Origin of the sequence: Pedococcus dokdonensis (assembly GCF_900104525.1) — a bacterium.
Lineage (GTDB): Bacteria > Actinomycetota > Actinomycetes > Actinomycetales > Dermatophilaceae > Pedococcus > Pedococcus dokdonensis.
Window position 1 is genome coordinate 1,361,115 of record NZ_LT629711.1, and the last position, 23,647, is coordinate 1,384,761.

The 23,647-nt window shown below is 67.7% G+C and carries 19 protein-coding genes and 3 rRNA genes; all 22 read right to left on the reverse strand.

From position 1 onward, the window contains the following. Positions 1–58: 58 nt before the first annotated feature. Positions 59–865, reverse strand: coding sequence for a TlyA family RNA methyltransferase (locus BLQ34_RS06585; RefSeq protein ID WP_091783131.1), 807 nt, complete (start codon positions 863–865; stop codon positions 59–61). Continuing rightward, on the reverse strand, positions 862–1,164 hold the full coding sequence (locus BLQ34_RS06590) for a hypothetical protein (RefSeq protein ID WP_091783133.1): 303 nt from the start codon (positions 1,162–1,164) through the stop codon (positions 862–864). The genes BLQ34_RS06585 and BLQ34_RS06590 overlap by 4 nt, the downstream gene beginning before the upstream one ends. Beyond that, on the reverse strand, positions 1,161–1,928 hold the full coding sequence (locus BLQ34_RS19085; RefSeq protein ID WP_197674781.1) for a hypothetical protein: 768 nt from the start codon (positions 1,926–1,928) through the stop codon (positions 1,161–1,163). The genes BLQ34_RS06590 and BLQ34_RS19085 overlap by 4 nt, the downstream gene beginning before the upstream one ends. Before the next feature lie 49 nt (positions 1,929–1,977). Continuing rightward, entirely contained in the window at positions 1,978–3,003 is a 1,026-nt protein-coding gene (locus BLQ34_RS06600) for an HAD-IIA family hydrolase (RefSeq protein WP_091783136.1), read from the reverse strand. Beyond that, entirely contained in the window at positions 2,990–3,718 is a 729-nt protein-coding gene (locus BLQ34_RS19230) for a tetratricopeptide repeat protein (RefSeq protein WP_091783139.1), read from the reverse strand. The genes BLQ34_RS06600 and BLQ34_RS19230 overlap by 14 nt, the downstream gene beginning before the upstream one ends. Positions 3,719–4,179: 461 nt before the next feature. After that, a 5S ribosomal RNA gene (gene rrf / locus BLQ34_RS06610) occupies positions 4,180–4,296 on the reverse strand. 70 nt (positions 4,297–4,366) lie between these two features. Next, positions 4,367–7,480 (reverse strand): 23S ribosomal RNA (locus tag BLQ34_RS06615). A 364-nt stretch (positions 7,481–7,844) separates the two neighbouring features. Next, a 16S ribosomal RNA gene (locus BLQ34_RS06620) occupies positions 7,845–9,370 on the reverse strand. Together the 16S, 23S and 5S rRNA genes form the textbook arrangement of a ribosomal RNA operon. 693 nt (positions 9,371–10,063) lie before the next feature. Next, complete coding sequence (gene tyrS / locus BLQ34_RS06625; RefSeq protein ID WP_091789431.1) at positions 10,064–11,326, reverse strand: tyrosine--tRNA ligase; 1,263 nt, start codon at positions 11,324–11,326, stop codon at positions 10,064–10,066. Positions 11,327–11,386: 60 nt separating this feature from the next. Next, on the reverse strand, positions 11,387–12,052 hold the full coding sequence (locus BLQ34_RS06630; RefSeq protein ID WP_091783141.1) for a DNA-3-methyladenine glycosylase: 666 nt from the start codon (positions 12,050–12,052) through the stop codon (positions 11,387–11,389). Continuing rightward, complete coding sequence (locus BLQ34_RS06635) at positions 12,013–12,768, reverse strand: succinate dehydrogenase/fumarate reductase iron-sulfur subunit (RefSeq protein WP_091783144.1); 756 nt, start codon at positions 12,766–12,768, stop codon at positions 12,013–12,015. Before BLQ34_RS06635 ends, BLQ34_RS06630 begins: the two co-directional genes overlap by 40 nt. Then, positions 12,765–14,696, reverse strand: coding sequence for a fumarate reductase/succinate dehydrogenase flavoprotein subunit (locus tag BLQ34_RS06640; protein WP_091783147.1), 1,932 nt, complete (start codon positions 14,694–14,696; stop codon positions 12,765–12,767). Before BLQ34_RS06640 ends, BLQ34_RS06635 begins: the two co-directional genes overlap by 4 nt. An 8-nt stretch (positions 14,697–14,704) precedes the next feature. After that, on the reverse strand, positions 14,705–15,520 hold the full coding sequence (locus BLQ34_RS06645) for a hypothetical protein (RefSeq protein WP_091783150.1): 816 nt from the start codon (positions 15,518–15,520) through the stop codon (positions 14,705–14,707). A 1-nt stretch (position 15,521) separates the two neighbouring features. Beyond that, positions 15,522–15,812, reverse strand: a complete 291-nt coding sequence (locus BLQ34_RS06650) for a hypothetical protein (RefSeq protein WP_091783153.1) — start codon at positions 15,810–15,812, stop codon at positions 15,522–15,524. A gap of 104 nt (positions 15,813–15,916) precedes the next feature. Then, entirely contained in the window at positions 15,917–17,356 is a 1,440-nt protein-coding gene (gene argH, locus BLQ34_RS06655; protein WP_091783156.1) for an argininosuccinate lyase, read from the reverse strand. Further along, on the reverse strand, positions 17,353–17,865 hold the full coding sequence (locus BLQ34_RS06660) for an arginine repressor (RefSeq protein ID WP_091783159.1): 513 nt from the start codon (positions 17,863–17,865) through the stop codon (positions 17,353–17,355). Before BLQ34_RS06660 ends, argH begins: the two co-directional genes overlap by 4 nt. A gap of 4 nt (positions 17,866–17,869) precedes the next feature. Then, positions 17,870–18,817 (reverse strand): ornithine carbamoyltransferase, encoded by a 948-nt coding sequence (gene argF / locus BLQ34_RS06665; RefSeq protein ID WP_091783162.1) that lies wholly within the window; start codon positions 18,815–18,817, stop codon positions 17,870–17,872. Further along, complete coding sequence (locus tag BLQ34_RS06670; RefSeq protein WP_091783165.1) at positions 18,817–20,031, reverse strand: acetylornithine transaminase; 1,215 nt, start codon at positions 20,029–20,031, stop codon at positions 18,817–18,819. The genes argF and BLQ34_RS06670 overlap by 1 nt, the downstream gene beginning before the upstream one ends. Next, entirely contained in the window at positions 20,031–20,993 is a 963-nt protein-coding gene (gene argB, locus BLQ34_RS06675) for an acetylglutamate kinase (protein ID WP_091783167.1), read from the reverse strand. Before argB ends, BLQ34_RS06670 begins: the two co-directional genes overlap by 1 nt. Next, entirely contained in the window at positions 20,990–22,141 is a 1,152-nt protein-coding gene (gene argJ, locus BLQ34_RS06680; RefSeq protein WP_091783170.1) for a bifunctional glutamate N-acetyltransferase/amino-acid acetyltransferase ArgJ, read from the reverse strand. The genes argB and argJ overlap by 4 nt, the downstream gene beginning before the upstream one ends. Then, positions 22,138–22,548, reverse strand: coding sequence for an ACT domain-containing protein (locus tag BLQ34_RS06685; RefSeq protein WP_091783173.1), 411 nt, complete (start codon positions 22,546–22,548; stop codon positions 22,138–22,140). Before BLQ34_RS06685 ends, argJ begins: the two co-directional genes overlap by 4 nt. Beyond that, on the reverse strand, positions 22,545–23,603 hold the full coding sequence (argC, locus tag BLQ34_RS06690) for an N-acetyl-gamma-glutamyl-phosphate reductase (protein ID WP_091789434.1): 1,059 nt from the start codon (positions 23,601–23,603) through the stop codon (positions 22,545–22,547). The genes BLQ34_RS06685 and argC overlap by 4 nt, the downstream gene beginning before the upstream one ends. Between the last annotated feature and the right edge of the window lie 44 nt (positions 23,604–23,647).

Below are 23,647 nucleotides of genomic sequence, written 5' to 3' on the forward strand. Positions count from 1 at the left end.
TGCACTCCCCACGTCTGCTGTCCCTTCGAGGTCGGTCACGAGGTGGCTGCGGAGGGCCTCACGGGGCGGTGACCTCGTCCGCGGCCTTCACCAGAGCCTCCCATCCCATCGCCCCGGCGTCGCGGGGGGCCAGCCACAGCAGGTACTCGGCGTTGCCCTCGCCGCCCTCGATCGGGCTCCGGGCCAGGCCGCGCGGGTGCAGGCCGGCCTCGCCGGCCGCGCGGGCGACCTCGGTCACGGCCCAGGCGCGATCGCCCTGCGTGCGGACGATGCCGCCCTTGCCCAGACGTGTCCGGCCCACCTCGAACTGCGGCTTGACCAGCACCACGGCGTCGCCGTCGTCGCGCACGAGGCCACGCAGCTCCACCAGCACCAGGGTCAGCGAGATGAAGCTGAGGTCGGCGACGAGCAGGTCGACTGGTCCGCCGATGTCCTCGGCGGCGAGGTCACGCACCGTCGTGCGGGACCGGTCACTGACCCGCGGGTCCGCCGCCAGCTCGGGCACGAGCTGCCCGTGGCCGACGTCGAGGGCGACGACGTGAGCCGCGCCGTGGTGCAGCAGCACCTGGGTGAAACCGCCGGTCGAGGCGCCCACGTCGAGGCAGCGACGGCCCTTCACCTGGAGGCCGAGGGGCCCGAACACCTCCAGCGCCCCCACGAGCTTGTATGCCGCGCGGCTCACCCACCGTGGTCCCTCCGCACGCACCTCGACGTGCTGCTCGGCGGTGACCGGCGTGGACACCTTGCCAGCGGGCCGGCCGTCGATGCTGACGTCGCCGGCCTCGACCAGCGACCGGGCCTGACCCCTCGACCGGGCCAGTCCTCGACGGACCAGCTCGACGTCGAGCCGGACGGAGTCGCTCACTCGCCGCCGAGGTCGGACAGTCGCGCCTGCAGGGTCTGCTGAACCCGTTGGCCCGCGTCGATCTGGGCGTCGAGGTCGTCGGCCGGGGCGTCCTTCAGGTCCTGCAGGGCAGCGTCGATGACGATGTCGCCGGTGGCGTGGTCGCCGAGCCCGGTGCCCCGCTCCGCGCCGAGCGACTCGGCCCGGTCCGCCGGGTTCTCCTGGTGCGAAGCGTGCGCAACGGCAGCGCCTGCCCCCGCGGTCGGGGTGGGGTCCTCCGCCCCGGCCATCTCGTCGTGCTGGTCGTGCTGCTGAGTCACTCTGCTGCCTTCTTCGTGGTGGTCTTCTTCGCGGCGGTCTTCCTCGCCGGAGCCGCCTTCTTCGCGGTCGCCTTCTTCGCGGCGGTCTTCCTCGCCGGAGCCGCCTTCTTCGCGGTCGCCTCCTTCGCGGTCGCCTCCTTCGCGGTCGTCTTCCTCGCTGGAGCCGCCTTCTTCGCGGTCGCCTTCTTCGCCGGAGCCGCCTTCTTCGCGGTCGCCTTCTTCGCCGGGGCCGCCTTCGTGGCGGTCCGCTTGGTGGTGGTCGTCTTGCTGGTGGTCTGCTTCTGTGCCGGCGCAGCACCGTCGGCCGCAGGCGGAACCGCGGCCGTCGGCGCCGAGGCGACCGGACGCACGGCAGTGCTGACCGCGCCCGAGCCGACGACCGAACGTCCGATCGAGGTGCGCGACGCACCGGCGACCGCTGACGCACCGGTGGCCACGAGCAGGGCGCGCAGCTCGGCGATCTCCTTGGTGACCGCGGTGAGCGCGGTGCGGGCCGCGTCGACGTCGGCGACCCGTGCGACGTCGGCCTTCTTGAGCGCGGACTCGACCTCGCTCTGGATCAGGCTGAGCAGGTTGGCGCGGTTGGCCCGAGCTGCTTCGAGGAGCTGGTCGGCGAGCGTCGAGGCCTGCACGGCGCGACGGGTCACCTCGTCGGCGCCGGGCAGGGCCAGCAGGCCCTGCGCCGCGTCCATCGCCTTGGCCTTGGTCATCTCGCCCAGCCCGCTGGCGAGCTGGACATAGCTGCGCACGGATTCGAAAGCCACGGTAGGTCCTCCTCGGTGGAGCGTCCGGGTGTCGCTCGCGTGCCTCACGCTACTGCCAAGCGTCGATCTCGGCGACGAGCCGGCGCACCGTCTGTTCGTCGAGGTCGCCGAGGTCGAGTCCTTCGTGCAGGCACGCAATGCCGGCGCGGGCCGCCTCGATCGAAGTGCCCCGGGTTGCCACCTCCCAGGCGCCCTCGACCACCCTGCGCCGGTCGCCACCGCAGACCCACCACGCGTAGTCGGTCTCGGCGGGGGCGTACTCGGTGGTCAGCGACCGGAGGTCCTCCAGCAGGTACGTCGGCCGCAGGGCCGCAGGAGCGCCCGCCAGGGTGCTGACCGAGTCGATGCCGGTCAGCACGAGGGCCGAGTCCATGCCAGCCGCGACGGCCCCGGCGATGTCGGTGTCGAGCCGGTCACCCACGGCCAGCAGCCGGCTGGGCTGCTGCTCCAGCCGCGCGGCGCACAGCTCGTACAACGGGGCGTAGGGCTTTCCCACCACCCGCGGCGACTGCCCCGATGCACGCTGCACCGCTGCCACCAAGGTGCCGTTCCCGGGCGCGGTGCCCCGATGGGTCGGCAGGGTGCCATCAGTGTTGGTGGCCACCCAGACCGCCCCGCCGGCGACCGCGTACGCCGCTTCGGCGAGGTCCGCGGCGGTGACGGTCGCGCCATACCCCTGGAGCACACCGGCGACCGGACGCTCCGGCGACTCCCGAGTCTGTTCGGGGCCGACCACCTCGAGGCCCTGGTGCTGCAACGCTTCCCGCACCCCCACGCCCCCGATGGCGAGGACCGGGGCTCCTGGCGGCAGGAGCTCCACCAGGGCGGCCGCCCCGGCCTGCGAGCTCGTGGCCACGTCACGCGCTCGCACGTGCAGACCCAGGTCGGTCAGGTGACCGGCCACCTCGTCCGGGGTGCGCGAAGCATTGTTTGTGGCGTAGACGATCGGGATGCTCAGTGCGGTCAGCGCTGCAACCGCATGGTCCACCGCGTCAGGGCCGCGATAGACCACCCCGTCGAGATCACAGACGACCGCGGCATATCCGTCGGCCAGGCCACCGCTACTCGCGGCCATAGCCTCCGGGCTCCCTGCGCCCGAGCACGTCGTCCTCGTCCTCCTCCTCACCGTCGAGCAGGTCCGTCATGACCACCCCGTCCAGCTCGGCGAGCCGCTCGGCGGCATCGGTCTCCAGCTCGTCGTCGGCGTCCGCAGCACGGGCGAACCAGTCACGCGCGTCACCGGTCCGGCCGAGCGCGAGCAGCGCCTCGGCGTACGCGTACGAGAGTCGAGCCGTCCACGGCTTGCGCGCCGAGCCCTTGAGCTGGGCGATCTCGAGAGCCTGCTGCGACGCCTCGAGCTGACCGAGGTCACGACGGATGCCGGAGATCACGATGGCGAGCTCGACCCGGTCCTCGACGGCCAGGGTCCGGGCCTCCGGTGAGGTGGCCAGCTCGAGCGCGCGCTCGGGACGGCCGAGGCCACGCTCGCAGTCGACCATCAGCGCGAGCAGGTGCGAGGAACCGCTCAACCGTCGCGCGGTCCGGAACTCGCTCAGCGCCCGGGCCCACTCCCCCTTGCGGTAGGCCACCAGCCCGAGGGCCTCGCGCGCCGCCGGCACCCGCCCTGCGCGTCGGACCGCGGTCTCCGCGTGCGCCTCAGCACCCTCGAAGTCGTCCACCTCAAGGAGCGCGGCCACCATCACGAGGTGCTGCGCGACTCCCTCGGCGTTCTCCTTGCTGAGGGTGCGCAGCTGCTGGTGCACCGATCGGTCCAGCTCCTTGCCCGTCACGCCCTCGGCGATCCGGGGCTCGGGGAGCTTCGGCTTCTTGGGCGCCAGGCGCGGACCAGCCCCACGGCTGTCACCGGTGCCCTGAGCTGCTCCGTCGCGCCGGTCGGAGCGTCCAGCTCCACCCCGGGTGGAGTCCCCCCGGTCAGGGCGACCGCGACCGCCGGCACCCCGCGGGCCACCCGGACGTCCGCCGCCCGCGGATAGGCCTCCGCCCGACGAGGGTCGACGGTTCTGGCCACCTCGGCCTGGCTGGTTCTCCGGCACGTTCGCTCCTCGCTGTGCAGTATTCGGCAGCAGTCTATGGCTGCTGGGCAGTGCGGGACACGGCGGCCTGCTGACCGCCGCCCCGCAGGGGGAATGCACGCCCCGCACGGGGAATGCACGCCCCGCCGCGGGAATGCACATCCCGCCGCGGGAATGCAAAAGGGCCACCCCTGATGGGATGGCCCTTTTGAAAGTATGTCCGGCTGCGTCCTACTCTCCCACACCGTCACCAGTGCAGTACCATCGGCGCTGAAGGGCTTAGCTTCCGGGTTCGGAATGGAGCCGGGCGTTTCCCCTTCGCTATGACAGCCGAAACTCTATGGAGATTTCAATCGGATTCCCGACCGTATCTCGGGAACCACACAGTGGACGCGTAGCATCTTTGTAGTCAAGTTATCGGCTTATTAGTACCAGTCAGCTACATGCGTTACCGCACTTCCACGTCTGGCCTATCAACCCAGTAGTCTAGCTGGGAGCCTCTCGGACCGAAGTCCATGGAAACCTCATCTTGAAGCACGCTTCCCGCTTAGATGCTTTCAGCGGTTATCGTTTCCGAACGTAGCTAATCAGCCGTGCTCTTGGCAGAACAACTGACACACCAGAGGTTCGTCCATCCCGGTCCTCTCGTACTAGGGATAGCCCTTCTCAAGTTTCCTACGCGCACAGCGGATAGGGACCGAACTGTCTCACGACGTTCTAAACCCAGCTCGCGTACCGCTTTAATGGGCGAACAGCCCAACCCTTGGGACCTACTCCAGCCCCAGGATGCGACGAGCCGACATCGAGGTGCCAAACCATGCCGTCGATATGGACTCTTGGGCAAGATCAGCCTGTTATCCCCGGGGTACCTTTTATCCGTTGAGCGACGGCGCTTCCACAAGCCACCGCCGGATCACTAGTCCCGACTTTCGTCCCTGCTCGACATGCCTGTCTCACAGTCAAGCTCCCTTGTGCACTTACACTCAAAACCTGATTGCCAACCAGGCTGAGGGAACCTTTGGGCGCCTCCGTTACCTTTTAGGAGGCAACCGCCCCAGTTAAACTACCCACCAGGCACTGTCCCTGATCCGGATCACGGACCGAGGTTAGATATCCAGAACGACCAGAGTGGTATTTCAACGTTGACTCCACCGACACTGGCGTGCCGGCTTCAAAGTCTCCCACCTATCCTACACAAGCCGTACCGAACACCAATACCAAGCTGTAGTAAAGGTCCCGGGGTCTTTCCGTCCTGCTGCGCGTAACGAGCATCTTTACTCGTAGTGCAATTTCGCCGAGTTCGTGGTTGAGACAGTGGAGAAGTCGTTACGCCATTCGTGCAGGTCGGAACTTACCCGACAAGGAATTTCGCTACCTTAGGATGGTTATAGTTACCACCGCCGTTTACTGGGGCTTAAATTCTGAGCTTCGCTCCGAAGAACTAACCCGTCCTCTTAACCTTCCAGCACCGGGCAGGCGTCAGTCCGTATACATCGTCTTGCGACTTCGCACGGACCTGTGTTTTTAGTAAACAGTCGCTTCTCCCTGGTCTCTGCGGCCGATCACGCTCGGGCAGCAAGTGCCGTCACGATCAGGGCCCCCCTTCTCCCGAAGTTACGGGGGTATTTTGCCGAATTCCTTAACCACGATTCACTCGATCGCCTTGGTATTCTCTACCTAACCACCTGAGTCGGTTTGGGGTACGGGCGGCTCGAACCTCGCTAGAAGATTTTCTAGGCAGCATAGGATCACCCTCTTCCCGCATACGCGGTCACTATCAGGTCTCAGGATATGTGTGAGGCGGATTTGCCTACCTCACTCCCTACACCCTTGGACGTGGACTACCATCGCCACGCGGAGGCTACCTTCCTGCGTCTCTCCATTGCTTGACTAGTACTAGATCGGGTCGCGCGCTCCACTCGAATCAGTCCGAAGACGTCATCGAGCTTCAGGCGCTTAGCATCACTAGGTTCGTCATGGGCGGTTCTTCGCCGGTTCCGGAATATCAACCGGATGTCCATCGACTACGCCTGTCGGCCTCGCCTTAGGTCCCGACTTACCCAGGGCAGATTAGCTTGACCCTGGAACCCTTGGTTATTCGGCGGACGGGTTTCTCGCCCGTCATTCGCTACTCATGCCTGCATTCTCACTCGTGTGGCCTCCACGGCTGGATCACTCCGCCGCTTCCCTGGCCACACGACGCTCCCCTACCCATCAACACGCTTGGACCGTGGATCCGCAGATGTCACGGCCGGGCAATGTGTCAATGCCACAGCTTCGGTGGTGTGCTTGAGCCCCGCTACATTGTCGGCGCGGAATCACTTGACCAGTGAGCTATTACGCACTCTTTAAAGGGTGGCTGCTTCTAAGCCAACCTCCTGGTTGTCAATGCAACTCCACATCCTTTCCCACTTAGCACACGCTTAGGGACCTTAGATGGTGGTCTGGGCTGTTTCCCTCTCGACTACGGAGCTTATCCCCCGCAGTCTCACTGCCACGCTCTCACTTACCGGCATTCGGAGTTTGGCTAACGTCAGTAACCTGGTGAGGCCCATCGGCTATCCAGTAGCTCTACCTCCGGTAAGAAACACGTGACGCTGCACCTAAATGCATTTCGGGGAGAACCAGCTATCACGGAGTTTGATTGGCCTTTCACCCCTACCCACAGCTCATCCCCTCAGTTTTCAACCTAAGTGGGTTCGGTCCTCCACGACGTCTTACCGTCGCTTCAACCTGGCCATGGGTAGATCACTCCGCTTCGGGTCTAGACCCAGCGACTAAATCGCCCTATTCGGACTCGCTTTCGCTACGGCTTCCCCACACGGGTTAACCTCGCCACTGAGCACTAACTCGCAGGCTCATTCTTCAAAAGGCACGCTGTCACCCCACAAGGAGGCTCCAACGGATTGTAGGCAAACGGTTTCAGGATCTATTTCACTCCCCTCCCGGGGTACTTTTCACCTTTCCCTCACGGTACTTGTCCGCTATCGGTCACCAGGGAATATTTAGGCTTAGCGGGTGGTCCCGCCAGATTCACACGGGATTTCTCGGGCCCCGTGCTACTTGGGATACTTCTCTGGAGTGCGCATCATTTCGTCTACGGGGGTAGCACCCTCTGTGCCGGGCCTTTCAATGCCCTTCGACTATAACGCGCATTTCTGACTCCATGCCGGTCTGTCAGAACCAGCTGAAAAGTCCCACGACCCCGACCATGCAACGCCTGACAGCTATCACACATGATCGGTTTAGCCTGTTCCGCTTTCGCTCGCCACTACTCACGGAATCGCGGTTGCTTTCTCTTCCTGTGGGTACTGAGATGTTTCACTTCCCCACGTTCCCTCTACCCGCCCTATGTGTTCAGGCGGGAGTGACTGGACTTGCCTCCAGCCGGGTTTCCCCATTCGGAAATCCTCGGATCACAGTCTGGTTATCGACTCCCCGAGGCTTATCGCAGATTCCTACGTCCTTCTTCGGTTCCTGGTGCCAAGGCATCCACCGTTTGCCCTTATAAACTTGAGTTTACAAAGATGCTCGCGTCCACTGTGTAGTTCTCAAAATACGGGCGGCCCCCTCCCAGTCCCGGCGCCTACCGCTGGTCGCTGTTCAACAGCACCGTGCGGTGGTTCGTCCGTGGGAAGGGTCCTGGGCCGTGTGACCGGCCTGAGGTTCAAGCTTTCGCCCGAAGCCCTCAGGACCCAACAACGTGTCAGGCGCCGGCACCCTCTCGATTGCGTTCCACTGCCAGGTCCGAGGACCTGACTTGTACTTGCGACACGAGTCGGTGTCAGCGCCAAATAATCGATGTTCCACCCTTGAGCTCCTGGTGTAGGACGTACGCCTACAGACCAGGCTCTGGATCGCTTTCGCGACCAGTGCTCCTTAGAAAGGAGGTGATCCAGCCGCACCTTCCGGTACGGCTACCTTGTTACGACTTAGTCCCAATCGCCAGTCCCACCTTCGACGGCTCCCCCTCAAAGAGTTGGGCCACCGGCTTCGGGTGTTACCGACTTTCGTGACTTGACGGGCGGTGTGTACAAGGCCCGGGAACGTATTCACCGCAGCGTTGCTGATCTGCGATTACTAGCGACTCCGACTTCATGGGGTCGAGTTGCAGACCCCAATCCGAACTGAGACCGGTTTTTTGGGATTCGCTCCACCTCGCGGTTTCGCAGCCCTTTGTACCGGCCATTGTAGCATGCGTGAAGCCCAAGACATAAGGGGCATGATGATTTGACGTCATCCCCACCTTCCTCCGAGTTGACCCCGGCAGTCTCCTATGAGTCCCCACCATGACGTGCTGGCAACATAGAACGAGGGTTGCGCTCGTTGCGGGACTTAACCCAACATCTCACGACACGAGCTGACGACAACCATGCACCACCTGTATGCGAGTGTCCAAAGAGTTCTGCATCTCTGCAGCGTTCTCGCATATGTCAAGCCTTGGTAAGGTTCTTCGCGTTGCATCGAATTAATCCGCATGCTCCGCCGCTTGTGCGGGCCCCCGTCAATTCCTTTGAGTTTTAGCCTTGCGGCCGTACTCCCCAGGCGGGGAACTTAATGCGTTAGCTGCGGCACGGATCTCGTGGAATGAGACCCACACCTAGTTCCCAACGTTTACGGCATGGACTACCAGGGTATCTAATCCTGTTCGCTCCCCATGCTTTCGCTTCTCAGCGTCAGTAGTGGCCCAGAGACCTGCCTTCGCCATCGGTGTTCCTCCTGATATCTGCGCATTTCACCGCTACACCAGGAATTCCAGTCTCCCCTACCACACTCTAGTCTGCCCGTACCCACCGCAAGTCCGAGGTTGAGCCTCGGATTTTCACGGCAGACGCGACAAACCGCCTACAAGCTCTTTACGCCCAATAATTCCGGACAACGCTCGCACCCTACGTATTACCGCGGCTGCTGGCACGTAGTTAGCCGGTGCTTCTTCTGCAGGTACCGTCACTTTCGCTTCTTCCCTGCTGAAAGAGGTTTACAACCCGAAGGCCGTCATCCCTCACGCGGCGTCGCTGCATCAGGCTTTCGCCCATTGTGCAATATTCCCCACTGCTGCCTCCCGTAGGAGTCTGGGCCGTGTCTCAGTCCCAGTGTGGCCGGTCGCCCTCTCAGGCCGGCTACCCGTCGTCGCCTTGGTGAGCCGTTACCTCACCAACAAGCTGATAGGCCGCGAGTCCATCCCAGACCGAAAAACTTTCCAGACGATAGCCATGCAGCTTCGTCTCGTATCCGGTATTAGCTCCGGTTTCCCGGGGTTATTCCAGAGTCTGGGGCAGGTTACTCACGTGTTACTCACCCGTTCGCCACTGATCCAGTAGGAGCAAGCTCCCACCTTCACCGTTCGACTTGCATGTGTTAAGCACGCCGCCAGCGTTCGTCCTGAGCCAGGATCAAACTCTCCATTGATGTTTAGCTCGTGATCCGTGGACCACGAAACTGTTACCCAAGAAGGGTTGTTTCACTGACTGAGCAAGAACAACTAGCAATTGCTAGAAATTCGTTGTCAACCAAAGGATTTTCGTTCGACGTGACTGCGTCTCCAGATCTGGTGACCTGGTTCGGCTGCCACCTCGAGACGAGGTAATTGGCATCGATTTTTGACACGCTGTTGAGTTCTCAAGGTTCGGACGCGCACCATCCGCTGACCTTCCGGCCGGCGTTCGGGGCAACCCTTCTAAGTTACTCGCTTCGCTCTTGGGCGTCAAATCCTTGCGCTTCCTGCTGGAAGCGGTGGAATGAGCGCGCTTGGCTCTCCGCGAGGTGTCCCACTGTAGCAGCCCGTTTCCGTTGCCGAAAACCTGCGGGCCGGCGTCCAGCTGCCCTTGCGAGCTGCTCGGATGCCATCCGGCGAACCGGTTGCTTTTCTGTGGAGCGCCCACCCTAGCAGCCTCTCGGCCCGCCTCTGACCACCCTTGCGGGCGGCCCGGAACGACCTGGTTTCCCAGATGCTGTTCGGTGGGGTCTGCCCCGGGACCGGCCTACTTCGCGTGAACTCTCGCTCACCGCGGTGGTGTCCGTTCCTCCCTGTCGGGCTGACGTCGAGAACATTAGACGGGGCCTCGCGAAAAACACAAATCCGCTGGTCAGCGGCCTGCGGCCTCAGTCTGCGCGTCGGCCGGCGGCCAGCGACTTGCGGCCACGACGCAGCAGCGCGACCTGCCCGTGCAGGAAGTCGGACTCTGCGACGACCTGCTCGGGGTCGGCCAGCTTGACGTTGTTGAGCGAGGCCCCACCGTCGCCGATCGCGCGCCGGGCCGCGTTGCGCGAGTCCACCAGTCCCACTGCCACGAGCGCATCCGTCACCGTCATGCCCACCGACACCGCTCCCCCGGGCAGCTCGTCGGTCGCGTCGGCAAAGGTCCTCGCGTCGAGGGCGGTGACGTCCCCCTTCCCGAACAACGCCTCGGAGGCGGCCTGCACCGCGGCCGCCGCCTCTGCTCCGTGCACGAGAGTCGTGACGTCGACGGCCAACGCCCTCTGGCACTCGCGCAGGAACGGCTTCTCGGCCAGGGACTGCTCGAGCGCCGCGATCTCCTCCTGGCTGCGGTCGGTGAACACCTTGAGCAGCTTCACCACCGAGGCGTCCTCGGTGTTGATCCAGTACTGGAAGAAGGCGTAGGGGCTGGTCATCTCGGGCGACAGCCAGATGGCGTTGCCCTCGCTCTTGCCGAACTTGTTGCCGGCCGCGTCGGTGAGCAGCGGTGTCGTCAGGAGGTGGACGGACTTCCCCTCGACCCGGTGGATGAGGTCGGACCCCGCGGTGAGGTTGCCCCACTGGTCCTGCCCCCCGGTCTGCAGCGTGCAGCCGTGCTCGCGGAACAGCTGGAGATAGTCGAGCCCCTGCAACAGCTGGTAGCTGAACTCGGTGTAGGAGATCCCCTCCTCGGAGTTCAGCCGAGCGGCGACGGCGTCCTTCTTGACCATCTGGTTGACGCGGAAGTGCTTGCCGATGTCGCGCAGGAAGTCCAGCGCCGACATCGGCTCGGTCCAGTCCAGGTTGTTGACGAAGGTCGCCGGGTTGTCACCCTCCACGGACAGGAACGGCCGCACCTGGCGCTCGATGTTGGCCACCCACTCAGCGGTCTGCTCCTTGGTCTTCAGCACCCGCTCCGACGACGGCCGCGGGTCGCCGATCAGGCCAGTGGACCCACCCACGAGGCAGATCACCCGGTGCCCGGCCCGCTGCAGGTGCCGCAGCACGATGAGCTGCACGAGGTTGCCGAAGTGCAGGGACGCAGCGGTGGGGTCGAAGCCGCAGTACGCCGTGATCGGCCCGTCGGCGAGTGCCTCGCGCAGCGCGGACTCGTCGGTGGTCTGGGCCACCAGTCCCCGCCACTGCAGCTCGTCGAGGATGTTGCTCACGGTGGGTTGCTCCTTCACGTCGCACGTCGTGCCGCAGGCACGGCACGTCCACAGCCTGCCCTATCGGGGGTCCTTGCGTGCACGGGGTTTCGCCGGTCGGTTCGGTGCGGGCCGGTACACCGACACGGTGGGTTCGCCGTCCAGCCAGAACCGCCAGGGGTATGCGGTGGCGTCACCTCCCGCACCGGACACCCCCACGCGTGGGCCGCACCGGATCACCTCGGCCGGCACGGGGTCCGGGGGACCGTGCAGCTGCACCGCACCATCGGGTGCGCAGACGTCCGACCCGGTGTCGCCACCAGCCAGGGCCAGGGTCTTGGTGAGTCGGGCGGGACCTCGCGCCCAGTCCCGCTGGCGGACACCCGTGCGGCGGGAGGCCGCGACCTCCTCGCCCGCCACGACCTCGCCCGCCCGGAGCAGCACCGCGCTGGCGGCGCCCCGGGGACCGCACACCACGTTGGCGCACCAGTGCATCCCGTAGGAGAAGTAGACGTAGAGGCGTCCGGCCGGTCCGAACATCACCTCCGTCCGCGGGGTGGGACCACGAAAGGCATGAGAGCCCGGGTCGCTCGTCCCGGCATACGCCTCGACCTCGGTGAGTCGCACGGTGACGCCGGCATGCGTGATGGTGGCACCGAGCAGCGCGGGTGCGACGTCGAGGACGTCGCCCGCGAAGAACGACCTCGTCAGCCGTCGCGGCGGCGACGGATCTTGTTGCCCAGCCACACGACGGGATCGTAGTGACGGTCGACGACCCGCTCCTTGAGCGGGATGAGCGCGTTGTCGGTGATCTTGATGTGCTCGGGGCACACCTCCGTGCAGCACTTGGTGATGTTGCAGTAGCCGAGGCCGTGCTGCTCCTTGGCGGCAGGGCGCCGGTCGGCAGTGTCGAGCGGGTGCATGTCGAGCTCGGCGACCCGCATGAGGAAGCGTGGGCCGGCGAAGCTCTGCTTGTTGTCCTCGTGGTCACGCACGACGTGGCAGACGTCCTGGCAGAGGAAGCACTCGATGCACTTGCGGAACTCCTGGCTGCGCTCGACGTCGACCTGCTGCATCCGGTAGTCACCGGGCTGCAGGTCGGCAGGGGGCGCGAACGCCTGCACCTCACGGGCCTTCTGGTAGTTGAACGACACGTCGGTGACGAGGTCGCGCACCACCGGGAAGGTGCGCAGCGGCGTGACCGTGACGACGTCCTCCTCGGTGAAGGTGCTCATGCGGGTCATGCACAGCAACCGGGGCTTGCCGTTGATCTCGGCGCTGCACGAACCGCACTTGCCGGCCTTGCAGTTCCACCGGACGGCGAGGTCCGGGGCCTGCGTCGCCTGCAGGCGGTGGATGATGTCGAGGACGACCTCGCCCTCGTTGACCTCGACGGTGAAGTCCTCGAGGCCACCTCCGGCCGCGTCCCCGCGCCACACCTTGAACCTGGCGTCGTAGCTCATGACTGATCACTCCCCTCGGCGCTGCCCTGGTGGGTCGACGGGCCGCCCGAGTCGAGGCGGGCCAGCTCTGGCTCGGTGAGGTACTTGGCCAGCTCGGTGCGCTCGAACAGCTCGAGCAGGTCCTGCCGGATCTCGGGGACGGGCTGGTGCTTCAGCTCGACCACGCCGTCGTCGTCCAGTGAGCAGATCAGGTTGATGCCACGCCACTTCGGGTCCATCGACGGGAAGTCCTCACGGGTGTGCCCCCCGCGCGACTCGGTGCGCTCGAGCGCGGCCAGGGCGACACAGCGACACACCGCGAGCATGTTGCGCAGGTCGAGAGCCAGGTGCCAGCCCGGGTTGAACTGCCGATGTCCCTCCACCCCCACGGATTTGGCGCGCTCGTCGAGGTCGTCGAGCATGCCGAGAGCCTCACGCACCTCGCCCTCGCGACGGATGATGCCGACCAGGTCGTTCATCTTCTGCTGCAGCTCCTGGTGGAGCGTGTAGGGGTTCTCGCTGGCGTCGCGGAACGGCGCGAGGGCCGTCTCGGCCGCCTGGTCGACGTCTCCCTCGCGGATCGCGGGGCGCGAATCCCCAAGAGCAGCAATGTATTCCGCCGCACCGACTCCCGCGCGACGCCCGAAGACGAGCAGGTCCGAGAGGCTGTTGCCCCCCAGCCGGTTGGACCCGTGCATGCCCCCGGCCACCTCGCCCGCGGCATACAGGCCAGGCACCGAGGTGGCCGCCGTGTCGGCGTCGACCTCGACGCCGCCCATCACGTAGTGGCAGGTCGGGCCGACCTCCATCGGCTCGGCGGTGATGTCGACGTCGGCCAGCTCCTTGAACTGGTGGTGCATCGACGGCAGCCGCCGCGTGATCTCCTCGGCCGGGAGCCGGGTCGAGACGTCGAGGAAGACGCCACCGTGCGGAGAGTTGCGGCCTTCCTTGACCTCGTTGTTGATCGCGCGCGCGACCTCGTCGCGCGGCAGCAGCTCGGGCGGCCGCTTGTTGTTCTCCGGGTCCTTGTACCAGCGGTCGGCCTCCTCCTCCGTGTCGGCGTACTGCCCACGGAAGACGTCAGGGACGTAGTCGAACATGAACCGCTTGCCCTCGGAGTTGCGCAGCACTCCCCCGTCGCCGCGCACCGACTCGGTGACGAGGATGCCCTTCACCGACGGCGGCCAGACCATCCCGGTCGGGTGGAACTGGATGAACTCCATGTTGACGAGGGAGGCACCCGCGCGAAGCGCCAGGGCGTGCCCGTCGCCGGTGTACTCCCACGAGTTGCTGGTCACCTTGAACGACTTGCCGATGCCGCCGGTCGCGAGGATCACTGCGGGTGCGGAGAAGAGCACGAACCGGCCCGACTCGCGCCAGTAGCCGAACGCCCCGGCCACTGCGCCGTCGGACTTGAGGATGTCGGTGACGGTGAGCTCCTGGAACACCCGGAGCCGGCCCTCGTAGTCGCCGGTCTCGCGGTGGTCCTCCTGCTGCAGGCTCACGATCTTCTGCTGCAGGGTGCGGATCAGCTCGAGGCCGGTGCGGTCGCCGACGTGGGCGAGGCGCGGGTACTCGTGGCCGCCGAAGTTGCGCTGGCTGATCCGGCCGTCCGGGGTGCGGTCGAAGAGCGCACCGTAGGTCTCGAGCTCCCACACCCGCATCGGGGCTTCCTTGGCGTGCAGCTCTGCCATCCGCGGGTTGTTGAGGAACTTGCCCCCGCGCATGGTGTCGCGGAAGTGCGTCTGCCAGCTGTCCTTCTCGTTGGCGTTGCCCATCGACGCCGCGATGCCGCCCTCGGCCATCACGGTGTGCGCCTTGCCGAAGAGGCTCTTGCAGATGATCGCCGTCCGCAGCCCCTGCTCGCGCGCCTCGATCGCGGCACGCAGCCCGGCACCGCCAGCCCCGATGACGATGACGTCGTAGTCGTGGCGTTCGAGGTCGGTCACGAGCTCTCCTAGTTGATGATCCGGAAGTCGCCGATCGTCCCGGCGGAGACGAGGGCGATGTAGGCGTCGGTGACGACGAGGCTGCCGAGAGTCACCCAGGCGAAGGTCATGTGCCGGGCGTTGAGCTTGCCGACGAGCCCCCACGCCTTGTAGCGCAACGGGTGCTTGCTGAAGTGGTTGAGCCGGCCCCCGACGATGTTGCGGCAGGAGTGGCAGCCGAGGGTGTAGCACCAGAGCAGCACGACGTTGGCGAGGAGGATGAGCGTCCCGAGGCCGAGGCCGAAGCCGCCGTCCTTGCCCCGGAAGGCGTGCAGCACGTCATACGTGTTGATCAGGCTGATGATCACCGCGGCGTAGAAGAAGTAGCGGTGCAGGTTCTGCATGATCAGCGGGAACCGCGTCTCGCCGGAGTACTCCCGGTGCGCCTCGGGGACCGCGCAGGCCGGCGGGGAGTTCCAGAACGAGCGGTAGTAGGCCTTGCGGTAGTAGTAGCAGGTCAGCCGGAAGAGCAGCAGGAACGGCAGCGTGAGCGCCGCGAACGGGATCAGCGCCGGCCACTCGCCGAACGGCGTGCCGAAGTGCGTCGACCCCGGCACGCAGGACGTCGAGAGGCAGGGTGAGTAGAACGGCGTGAGGTAGCCGTAGTCGGCGACGAAGTAGTCCTTCTGCAGGCTCGCGCGCACCAGGCCGTAGAGCAGCCAGGCCGTGAAGCAGACGAAGGTGACGAACGGCTGGAGCCACCAGCGGTCCTCGCGCAGGGTGCGCGCGGCGATGCGGGCCCGACCGGGGGCGTGGACGCCTCCGCTGAAGGGGACGTTCGACACGTCAGTGGCCCCGGGAGGGGCCGACGCCCTCGTCCTCGGCGTCGGACCACAGCGAGGGGTCGTACTCCTCGTCGGGGATGAAGACGATCTCGCCAGGGCCCCCGGCGCGGTCCTGCGAGCCGACTCCGGCCCCGCGCGCCACCAGGTCGACGTCGTCGGCCAGACGCACCACGTCGTCGCGCAGGCGCTGCAGGTCGATGGTGTTGCCGAGCTCCTTCGACAATGCGGTCACCGCCCGTCGCAGCCCCGCCACGTGACCAGCAGCCGCAGTGAGGTCGTCACTGACGCCCATGACACCGTCCCTTCGCAAGGAGGATGCGGGTCGCCGATGACCCGCATCACGAACCTAGCGCGTGCTCCCCGAGATTTCTCGGAAGCGGGCTGACGGGTATGCCGTCAACGCACCTCGAGCGGTGCGCTCGCCCAGGCACGGGCCGCGGACACAGCCGCGACGACCCGCTCGCGCTGCTCCGCGACGCGGTCGGGGGCGGTGCCGCCCCTGGCGTCGCGGGACGCCAGCGAACCCTCCACGGTGAGGACGTCGCGAACGCCCGGGGTCAGGTGCTCGGAGATCGCGGCGAGGTCGTCGTCGCTGAGGTCCCACAGCTCGATACCGCGCTCCTCGCAGGCGCGCACGCACGCGCCGGCGACCTCGTGCGCCACCCGGAACGGCACGCCCTCGCGGACCAGCCACTCGGCCACGTCGGTCGCGAGTGAGAAGCCCTGCGGCGCGAGGGAGGCCAGCCGCTCGGTGTCGAAGACCATGGTGGCCACCATGCCGCTGAACGCCGGCAACAGGACCTCGAGCGTGTCGACCGCGTCGAAGACCGGCTCCTTGTCCTCCTGCAGGTCACGGTTGTAGGCCAGCGGAAGCGCCTTGAGCGTCGTCAGCAACCCAGCCAGGTCACCGACGAGACGACCGGCCTTGCCGCGGGCGAGCTCCGCGACGTCGGGGTTCTTCTTCTGCGGCATGATGCTCGACCCGGTGGAGTAGGCGTCGTCGAGCGTGACGAAGGAGAACTCCTTGGTCGCCCAGAGGACGACCTCCTCGGCCAGCCGCGAGATGTCCACCGCGGTCATCGCTGCGACGAACGCGAACTCGGCGACGAAGTCACGTGCGGCGGTGCCGTCGATGGAGTTCTCGACCGAGCCGGTGAAGCCGAGGTCGGCGGCCACGGCCTCGGGGTCGAGCCCCAGGGACGAACCCGCCAGCGCGCCGGAGCCGTAGGGCGACAGCGCCGTCCGCACGTCCCAGTCCTGCAGGCGCTGCACGTCGCGCAGCAGTGGCCAGGCGTGCGCCAGCAGGTGGTGGGCGAGCAGCACCGGCTGGGCGTGCTGCAGGTGGGTCCGGCCGGGCATCGGCACGTCGGCGTGCCTGGTGGCCTGGTCGACGAGCGCGTCCACGACGTCGAGGACGAGGGACGCGACCGACCGGGCGTGGTCGCGCAGGTACATCCGGAACAGGGTGGCGATCTGGTCGTTGCGCGACCGACCGGCGCGCAGGCGTCCCCCGACGTCCGACCCGGCGCGCTCGATCAGCCCGCGCTCCAGCGCGGTGTGGACGTCCTCGTCGTCCTCGGCCGGCCGGAAGGCACCCGACGCCACGTCGGCGGACAGGATGGCGAGCCCTGCGAGCATCGCCTCGAGGTTCGCGGCGTCGAGCAGCCCGGCCGCGTGCAGCACGCGGGCGTGGGCCCGCGAGCCGGCGATGTCGTACTGCGCCAGGCGCCAGTCGAAGTGGGTCGACTTGCTCAGCGCCGCGAGGGCGTCGGCCGGGCCACCCGCGAAGCGTCCGCCCCAGAGACTGACCTTGTCGCTGCCGGGCTGCTGGGTCACTCGTTCTCCTCGTGGTGGGTGCCGGCCCGCCCGAGCAGGTCGGTCGCGACCTTGCGGCTCGCCGCGGCCCCGGTGGTGATGACCATGATGGTGTCGTCGCCGGCGATGGTGCCGAGCACCCCTGTCAGGGTCGCGTGGTCGATGGCCGAGGCCAGGTAGTTCGCAGCTCCCGGAGGAGTGCGCAGGACGACCAGGTTGTGTGAGGGCTCGGCGGTGACGAGCAGCTCCTCGCACACCCGCCGCAGACGCGCGGCGAGCGCGGTGCCGTCTGGCGCCGGACGGGCGGTGCGGTCCCCGCCTTCTCCCGGCACGGCATACACGAGGGTGCGGCCGGACCGGACCTTGACCGCGCCGAGCTCGAGCAGGTCGCGCGACAGCGTCGCCTGGGTGACGTCGATGCCATCGGCGGCGAGCAGGTCGAGCAGCTCGTTCTGCGACCGCACCTCGGCGTGCCCGAGGATCGCGACGATGCGCTGCTGTCGACCGGTGCGGGTGGCGGCGATGCTCATCGGCTCAGGCCCCTTCGAGCAGGAACGACAGCAGGGCCTTCTGCGCGTGCAGCCGGTTCTCCGCTTCGTCCCAGACCACCGACTGCGGGCCGTCGATCACTGCTGCCTCCACCTCGAAGCCGCGGTAGGCGGGCAGGCAGTGCAGGAAGATCGCGTCGGTGGCCGCGGAGGCCATCAGCGCCTCCGTCACCGCGAACGGCACGAACGGGCTCTGGGCACCTTGGCGGTCGCCCTTCTCCCCCTCCATCCCCATCGAGACCCAGGTGTCCGTGACGACGACGTCCACGCCGTCGACGGTGGCGGAGGGGTCGTCGGTCACCAGGACCGAGCCCCCCTGGGCTGCCGCGATCTCGGTGGCCCTGGCCAGGATCGCCGGCGACGGCTGGTGGGCGTCCGGGGTGCCGATCCGCACGTGCAGGCCCGCGAGCGCACAGCCCAGCAGGTAGGAGTGCGCCATGTTGTTGGCACCGTCGCCGACGTAGCCGAGTGTCAGGCCGGCGAGGGATCCCTTGTGCTCCAGCACCGTGAGCAGGTCGGCGAGGATCTGGCAGGGGTGGAAGTCGTCGGTCAGCGCGTTGACTACCGGCACGCCCGCGTGGGCAGCCATCTCCTCGATCCGGTCTTGCCCGTGGGTGCGCCACACGATCGCTGCGGACTGCCGTCCGAGGATGCGGGCGGTGTCGTCGATCGACTCACGGCTGCCGATCTGGGCCAGGTTGCCGTCGACGACCAGCGGGTGGCCACCCAGGCCGGTGATGGCACCCGCGAACGACACCTGCGTGCGCAGGGTGGGCTTGTCGAAGACGACGGACACCGTGCGGGGTCCCTCGAGCGGACGCCTCGAGAACGGCGCGGCCTTGAGCTCCAGCGCGCGCTGGAGGACGAGGGCCTGCTCGGCGGCGGTGAGGTCGTCGTCGCGCAGGAAGTGGCGCGGGGTGGTCTGGCTGGTCATCAGGACTCCTCGGAGGTCGGCTGGGGAGCCGTGGCGGCGTCGAGCAGGGCGGGGAGGGCGGCGACGAACTCGTCGAGCTGTTCGGTGGTGACCACGAGCGGTGGGGCGAGCCGCAGGGCGTCGGGGGCGACCGGGTTCACGATGAAACCCGCCTCGCGAGCCGAAGCGGCCACCTGTGCCGCCACGGGCTCGGTCAGGACGATCGCGCGGAGCAGCCCGGCCCCTCTCACCTCGCGGACCAGCGGGTGGTGCAGTGCGGTCACCGCGTCCACGAGGTGCCGCCCCGCGGTGGCGGCATGCTGGACGAGGCCCTCGTCCTCGATCGCCTGGAGCACCGCGAGCCCCGCGGCTGCGGCGAGCGGGTTGCCGCCGAAAGTGCTCCCGTGCTGGCCGGCGGTGAGCAGCCCGGCCACCTCGGGACCGAAGGCGACCAGGGCACCGATCGGCACTCCCCCGCCGAGCCCCTTCGCCACGGTGATCGCGTCGGGCACGACTCCCGCCTGCTGGAACGCGAACCACGTGCCGGTGCGCCCGATCCCGGTCTGGATCTCGTCGAGGACGAGCAGGGCACCGTGTGCGGTGGTGAGTTCACGGGCGAGCCGCAGGTATGCCGGGCCGGGGCTCAGCACGCCCGCCTCACCCTGCACTGGCTCCAGGACGACGGCAGCGGTCGCGTCGGTGACGGCCGCGCGCAGCGCCTCCTCGTCGCCGTAGGCGACGTGAGTGACACCGGGGATCAGCGGCTCGAAGGGCTCGCGGTAGGCCGGCTTGTGGGTCAGGGCGAGGGCACCGGTGGTGCGGCCGTGGAACGCCCCCTCGGCCGCGACGATGCCGCTGCGACCGGTGCGCCGGCTCAGCTTGATGGCGGCCTCGATCGCCTCCGCACCGGAGTTGGCGAAGAACACCGCCGAGCCCTCTGGCGCCCCGGCCAGCGTGACCAGCCGCTCGGCGAGGGCGATCTGCCCCTCCGAGGTGAACAGGTTGGAGACGTGGATGGCCTCGCCGGCCTGCTTGCTGATGGCACTGACCAGCGCGGGGTGACCGTGACCGAGCGCGTTCACGGCCAGGCCCCCGACCAGGTCGAGGTAGCGCTTGCCGTCGACGTCCCAGACGTGGCAGCCGCTCCCGTGCGCCAGCACCAGCGGTGGGAGGCCGAAGACGCCCAGGACCGACCGTTGGTAGCGCTCGAGCAGCTCGTCGTTGCGCGCGCCCATCAGGACTCCTCGTCCGCGACGATCATGGTGCCGATCCCCTCCGAAGTGAACACCTCGAGAAGCAGGGAGTGGGGTTGGCGCCCGTCGATCACGTGGGCCTGCGGGACGCCGCCCTGCACCGCCCTGATGCACGCCTCGAGCTTGGGGATCATGCCGGCGTCGACCTGCGTGAGGAGCTCCTGGGCCCCGGCGACGGTGAGCGACGACAGGAGCGAGTCGCGGTCCGGCCAGTCGGCGTAGACACCCTCGACGTCGGTGAGCATCACCAGCTTGTGGGCCTCGAGGGCCACCGCCAGGGCAGCGGCTGCGGTGTCGGCGTTGATGTTGAGGACCTGTCCGTCGACGTCGAGGTCGGGGGCGACCGTGGACACCACCGGGATGCGACCCGCGTCGAGGATGTCCTGCACCGCGCCGGGGTTGACCGTCTCGACGTCGCCGACCAGGCCGAGGTCGACCTCCTCGCCGTCCACGTGGGTGCCGCGCCGACGGGCGCCGAACAGCCCCGCGTCCTCACCCGAGAGGCCCACCGCCACCGGGCCGTGCTGGTTGAGCAGACCGACCAGCTCCCGTCCGACCTGGCCGGTGAGCACCATCCGCACGACGTCCATCACCTCGGGGGTGGTGACCCGCAGGCCACCGCGGAACTCGCTCTGCAGACCGAGCCGGTCGAGCATCGCGGCGATCTGTGGTCCCCCGCCGTGGACGACGACCGGACGCAGCCCGGCATACCGGAGGAAGGCGATGTCCTGCGCGAAGGCGGCCTTGAGCCGTTCGTCGACCATCGCGTTGCCGCCGTACTTCACGACGACGAGCGCGCCACGGAACTGCTCCAGCCAGGGCAGCGCCTCGACGAGGGTCTGCGCCTTGCCCTGCGCGACACGCAGGGCGGCGGCGCCGATGTGGCCACGGACCGTGTTCGTGGAACGGGCGGCAGGACCGGGTGGGGTGGCGGGAATGCTCATGAGGAGTAGGCCGAGTTCTCGTGGACGTAGTCGTGGGTGAGGTCGTTGGTCCAGATGGTCGCCGTGTCGGTCCCGGCGTGCAGGTCGACCACGACGTGCACCTCGCGGGGCGTCAGGTCGACGAGGTTGCGGTCCTCGCCGACTCCCCCCGCCCGGCAGACCTCGACGCCGTTGATCGAGACGTCGAGGGCGGAGGGGTCGAACGCGGCGGCGGTGGTGCCGACGGCGGCCAGCACGCGACCCCAGTTGGGGTCGTTGCCGAAGACCGCGCACTTGAAGAGGTTGTTGCGGGCGACCGACCGAGCCACCTCGAGGGCGTCGGCCTCGGATGCCGCCGTCCGCACCTCGATGGCGATGTCGTGGTGGGCACCCTCGGCGTCGGCGACCAGCTGGCGCGCCAGGCTCGCGCACACCTCGGTGACTGCCGCCGTGAGCTGCTCCGCGCCCACCGGCACGCCCGACGCGCCGGAGGCGAGGAGCACCACGGTGTCGTTGGTCGACTGGCACCCGTCGCTGTCGACCCGGTCGAAGGTCAGCGCCGTGGCCGAACGAAGGACCCCGTCGAGCGCACCGGCCTCGACGACGGCGTCGGTGGTGACGACGACGAGCATGGTCGCGAGTGCCGGGGCGAGCATGCCCGCTCCCTTGGCCATGCCACCCACGGACCAGCCGTCGCCCTCGGCGACGGCGACCTTGTGCACCGTGTCGGTGGTCTTGATCGCGACCGCCGCGTCGGTGCCGCCATCGGTGGACAGGGCCGTGGCTGCCGACTCGACACCGCTCAGCACCTTGTCCATCGGCAGCAGCTCACCGATGAGTCCGGTGGAGCAGACCACGACGTCGTGGGACGAGAGGTCGAGCACCGCGGCGACCTTCTCGGCCGTCGCGTGGGTGTCGGCGAAGCCCTGGGGACCCGTGCAGGCGTTGGCGCCGCCGGAGTTGAGCACCACGGCGGCCACCCGACCGTCGAGCGCGGCCTGTCGCGACCAGGTGACCGGTGCCGCCTCGACGCGGTTGCTGGTGAAGACCGCGGCGGCGTGGTGGTCGGGTCCGTCGTTGACGACGAGCGCGAGGTCGGGGGTGCCACTGGCCTTGATGCCGGCGGTGACACCCGACGCCCGGAAGCCTTGCGGTGCGGTCACGCTCACGAGGCACCTCCGCTGAGACGGGCGTTGGCGGCGGTGTTGCCGTCGCGCTTCCAGGTCGCCATCGCCTCGTCGGCGTGCCGGGACTCGATGAGGATCCAGTCGGTGTCGTAGGTCGACAGGGCCAGGATGCTGATGCCCTGCTTGGCCAGCGGCTCGAGCAGCCCGGACAGCACCCCGACGGTGGAGAAGTCGAGGGGTCCGGCGATCTCGAAGGCCACCAGTGGGCCCTGGACCTTGGTCCCTGCGGGCACCGAGCCGAACGCGCAGACGATCGAGGTCTCGCTCTCGGTGTAGGTGATCGAGGCCAGCGGGCCGGTGCGCCAGTCCCAGGTCGGCTCCTCGCCCGCGGGCAGCCGGGCGAAGCCGACCTCGACCTCGTGCCTCATCAGGTGCAACGGCAAGCTCATGGTGCGACTCCAGCCACGGGAAGGCCCGTCGTCTCGGGGAGACCGAGGGCCAGGTTGAGGCACTGCACGGCTGCTCCGGCGGTGCCCTTGGTGAGGTTGTCGACGGCTGCCACCGCGACGACGCGGCGGGTGCGCTCGTCGACGGTGACCTGCACGTGGACGCTGTTGCTGCCGAGGACGCTGGCCGTGGACGGCCACTGACCCTCGGGGAGCAGGTGGACGAAGGGCTCGTCCGCGTAGGCCTTGACCCAGGCCTCCCGTATGGCGTGGGTGTCGGCCTCCTTCGCCGTCTCACCGAGCCGGGCGGTGCAGGTGGCGAGGATGCCGCGCGGCATCGGCGCGAGCGTCGGCGTGAAGGACACCTGCACAGCGGTCCCGCCCGGGCCGGCGGCCGCGGTGAGGTTCTGCTCGATCTCCGGGGTGTGCCGGTGCGTCCCACCGACGCCGTAAGGGGACATCGCCCCCATCACCTCGGCACCGAGCAGGTGCGGCTTGAGGGACTTGCCGGCGCCGGATGTCCCCGACGCCGCGACGACCACCACGTCCTGGGGGTCGAGAAGTCCCGACGCGAATCCGGGGGCGAGCGCAAGCGACACCGCGGTCGGGTAGCAACCGGGGACCGCGATGTGGCGGGTGCCCTGGAGGGCCTCGCGCTGTCGGCCGCCACCCACGGGCAGCTCGGGGAGACCGTAGGCCCACGCACCGGCATACGGGGTGTCGTAGTAGGTGGTCCACGCGGCCTCGTCGCGCAGTCGGAAGTCGGCCCCGCAGTCGATGACCGTGACCGAGTCCGGGAGCTGGGCGGCGAGCGCGGCCGAGTGGCCGTGCGGCAGCGCCAGGAAGACCACGTCGTGGCCGGCCAGAGCCTCGACGGTGGTGTCCTCGACGACCCGGTCCGCCAGCGGGGTCAGGTAGGGGTGCAGGTCGCCGAGACGACGCCCGGCGCTGGACCCTGCCGTCAACGCCCCGATCTCGACCTCCGGGTGCCCCAGCAGGAGCCGCAGGAGCTCACCGCCCGCGTACCCGCTCGCCCCAGCCACTGCCGCCTTGACCATGTGCATAAACATACACTCTCATGCACATTCATGCACGCGCGGTC

What these genes read in the sequence shown, in the direction of transcription:
- BLQ34_RS06660 (WP_091783159.1), bottom strand. Translation starts at nt 17,865, where the DNA reads ATGAGCATCGCCGCCACCCGCACCGGTCGACAGCAGCGCATCGTCGCG.
- BLQ34_RS06600 (WP_091783136.1), bottom strand. Translation starts at nt 3,003, where the DNA reads ATGGCCGCGAGTAGCGGTGGCCTGGCCGACGGATATGCCGCGGTCGTC.
- BLQ34_RS06670 (WP_091783165.1), bottom strand. Translation starts at nt 20,031, where the DNA reads ATGGGCGCGCGCAACGACGAGCTGCTCGAGCGCTACCAACGGTCGGTC.
- argB (WP_091783167.1), bottom strand. Translation starts at nt 20,993, where the DNA reads ATGAGCATTCCCGCCACCCCACCCGGTCCTGCCGCCCGTTCCACGAAC.
- argF (WP_091783162.1), bottom strand. Translation starts at nt 18,817, where the DNA reads ATGACCAGCCAGACCACCCCGCGCCACTTCCTGCGCGACGACGACCTC.
- BLQ34_RS06685 (WP_091783173.1), bottom strand. Translation starts at nt 22,548, where the DNA reads ATGAGCTTGCCGTTGCACCTGATGAGGCACGAGGTCGAGGTCGGCTTC.
- argC (WP_091789434.1), bottom strand. Translation starts at nt 23,603, where the DNA reads ATGGTCAAGGCGGCAGTGGCTGGGGCGAGCGGGTACGCGGGCGGTGAG.
- BLQ34_RS06650 (WP_091783153.1), bottom strand. Translation starts at nt 15,812, where the DNA reads ATGGGCGTCAGTGACGACCTCACTGCGGCTGCTGGTCACGTGGCGGGG.
- BLQ34_RS06635 (WP_091783144.1), bottom strand. Translation starts at nt 12,768, where the DNA reads ATGAGCTACGACGCCAGGTTCAAGGTGTGGCGCGGGGACGCGGCCGGA.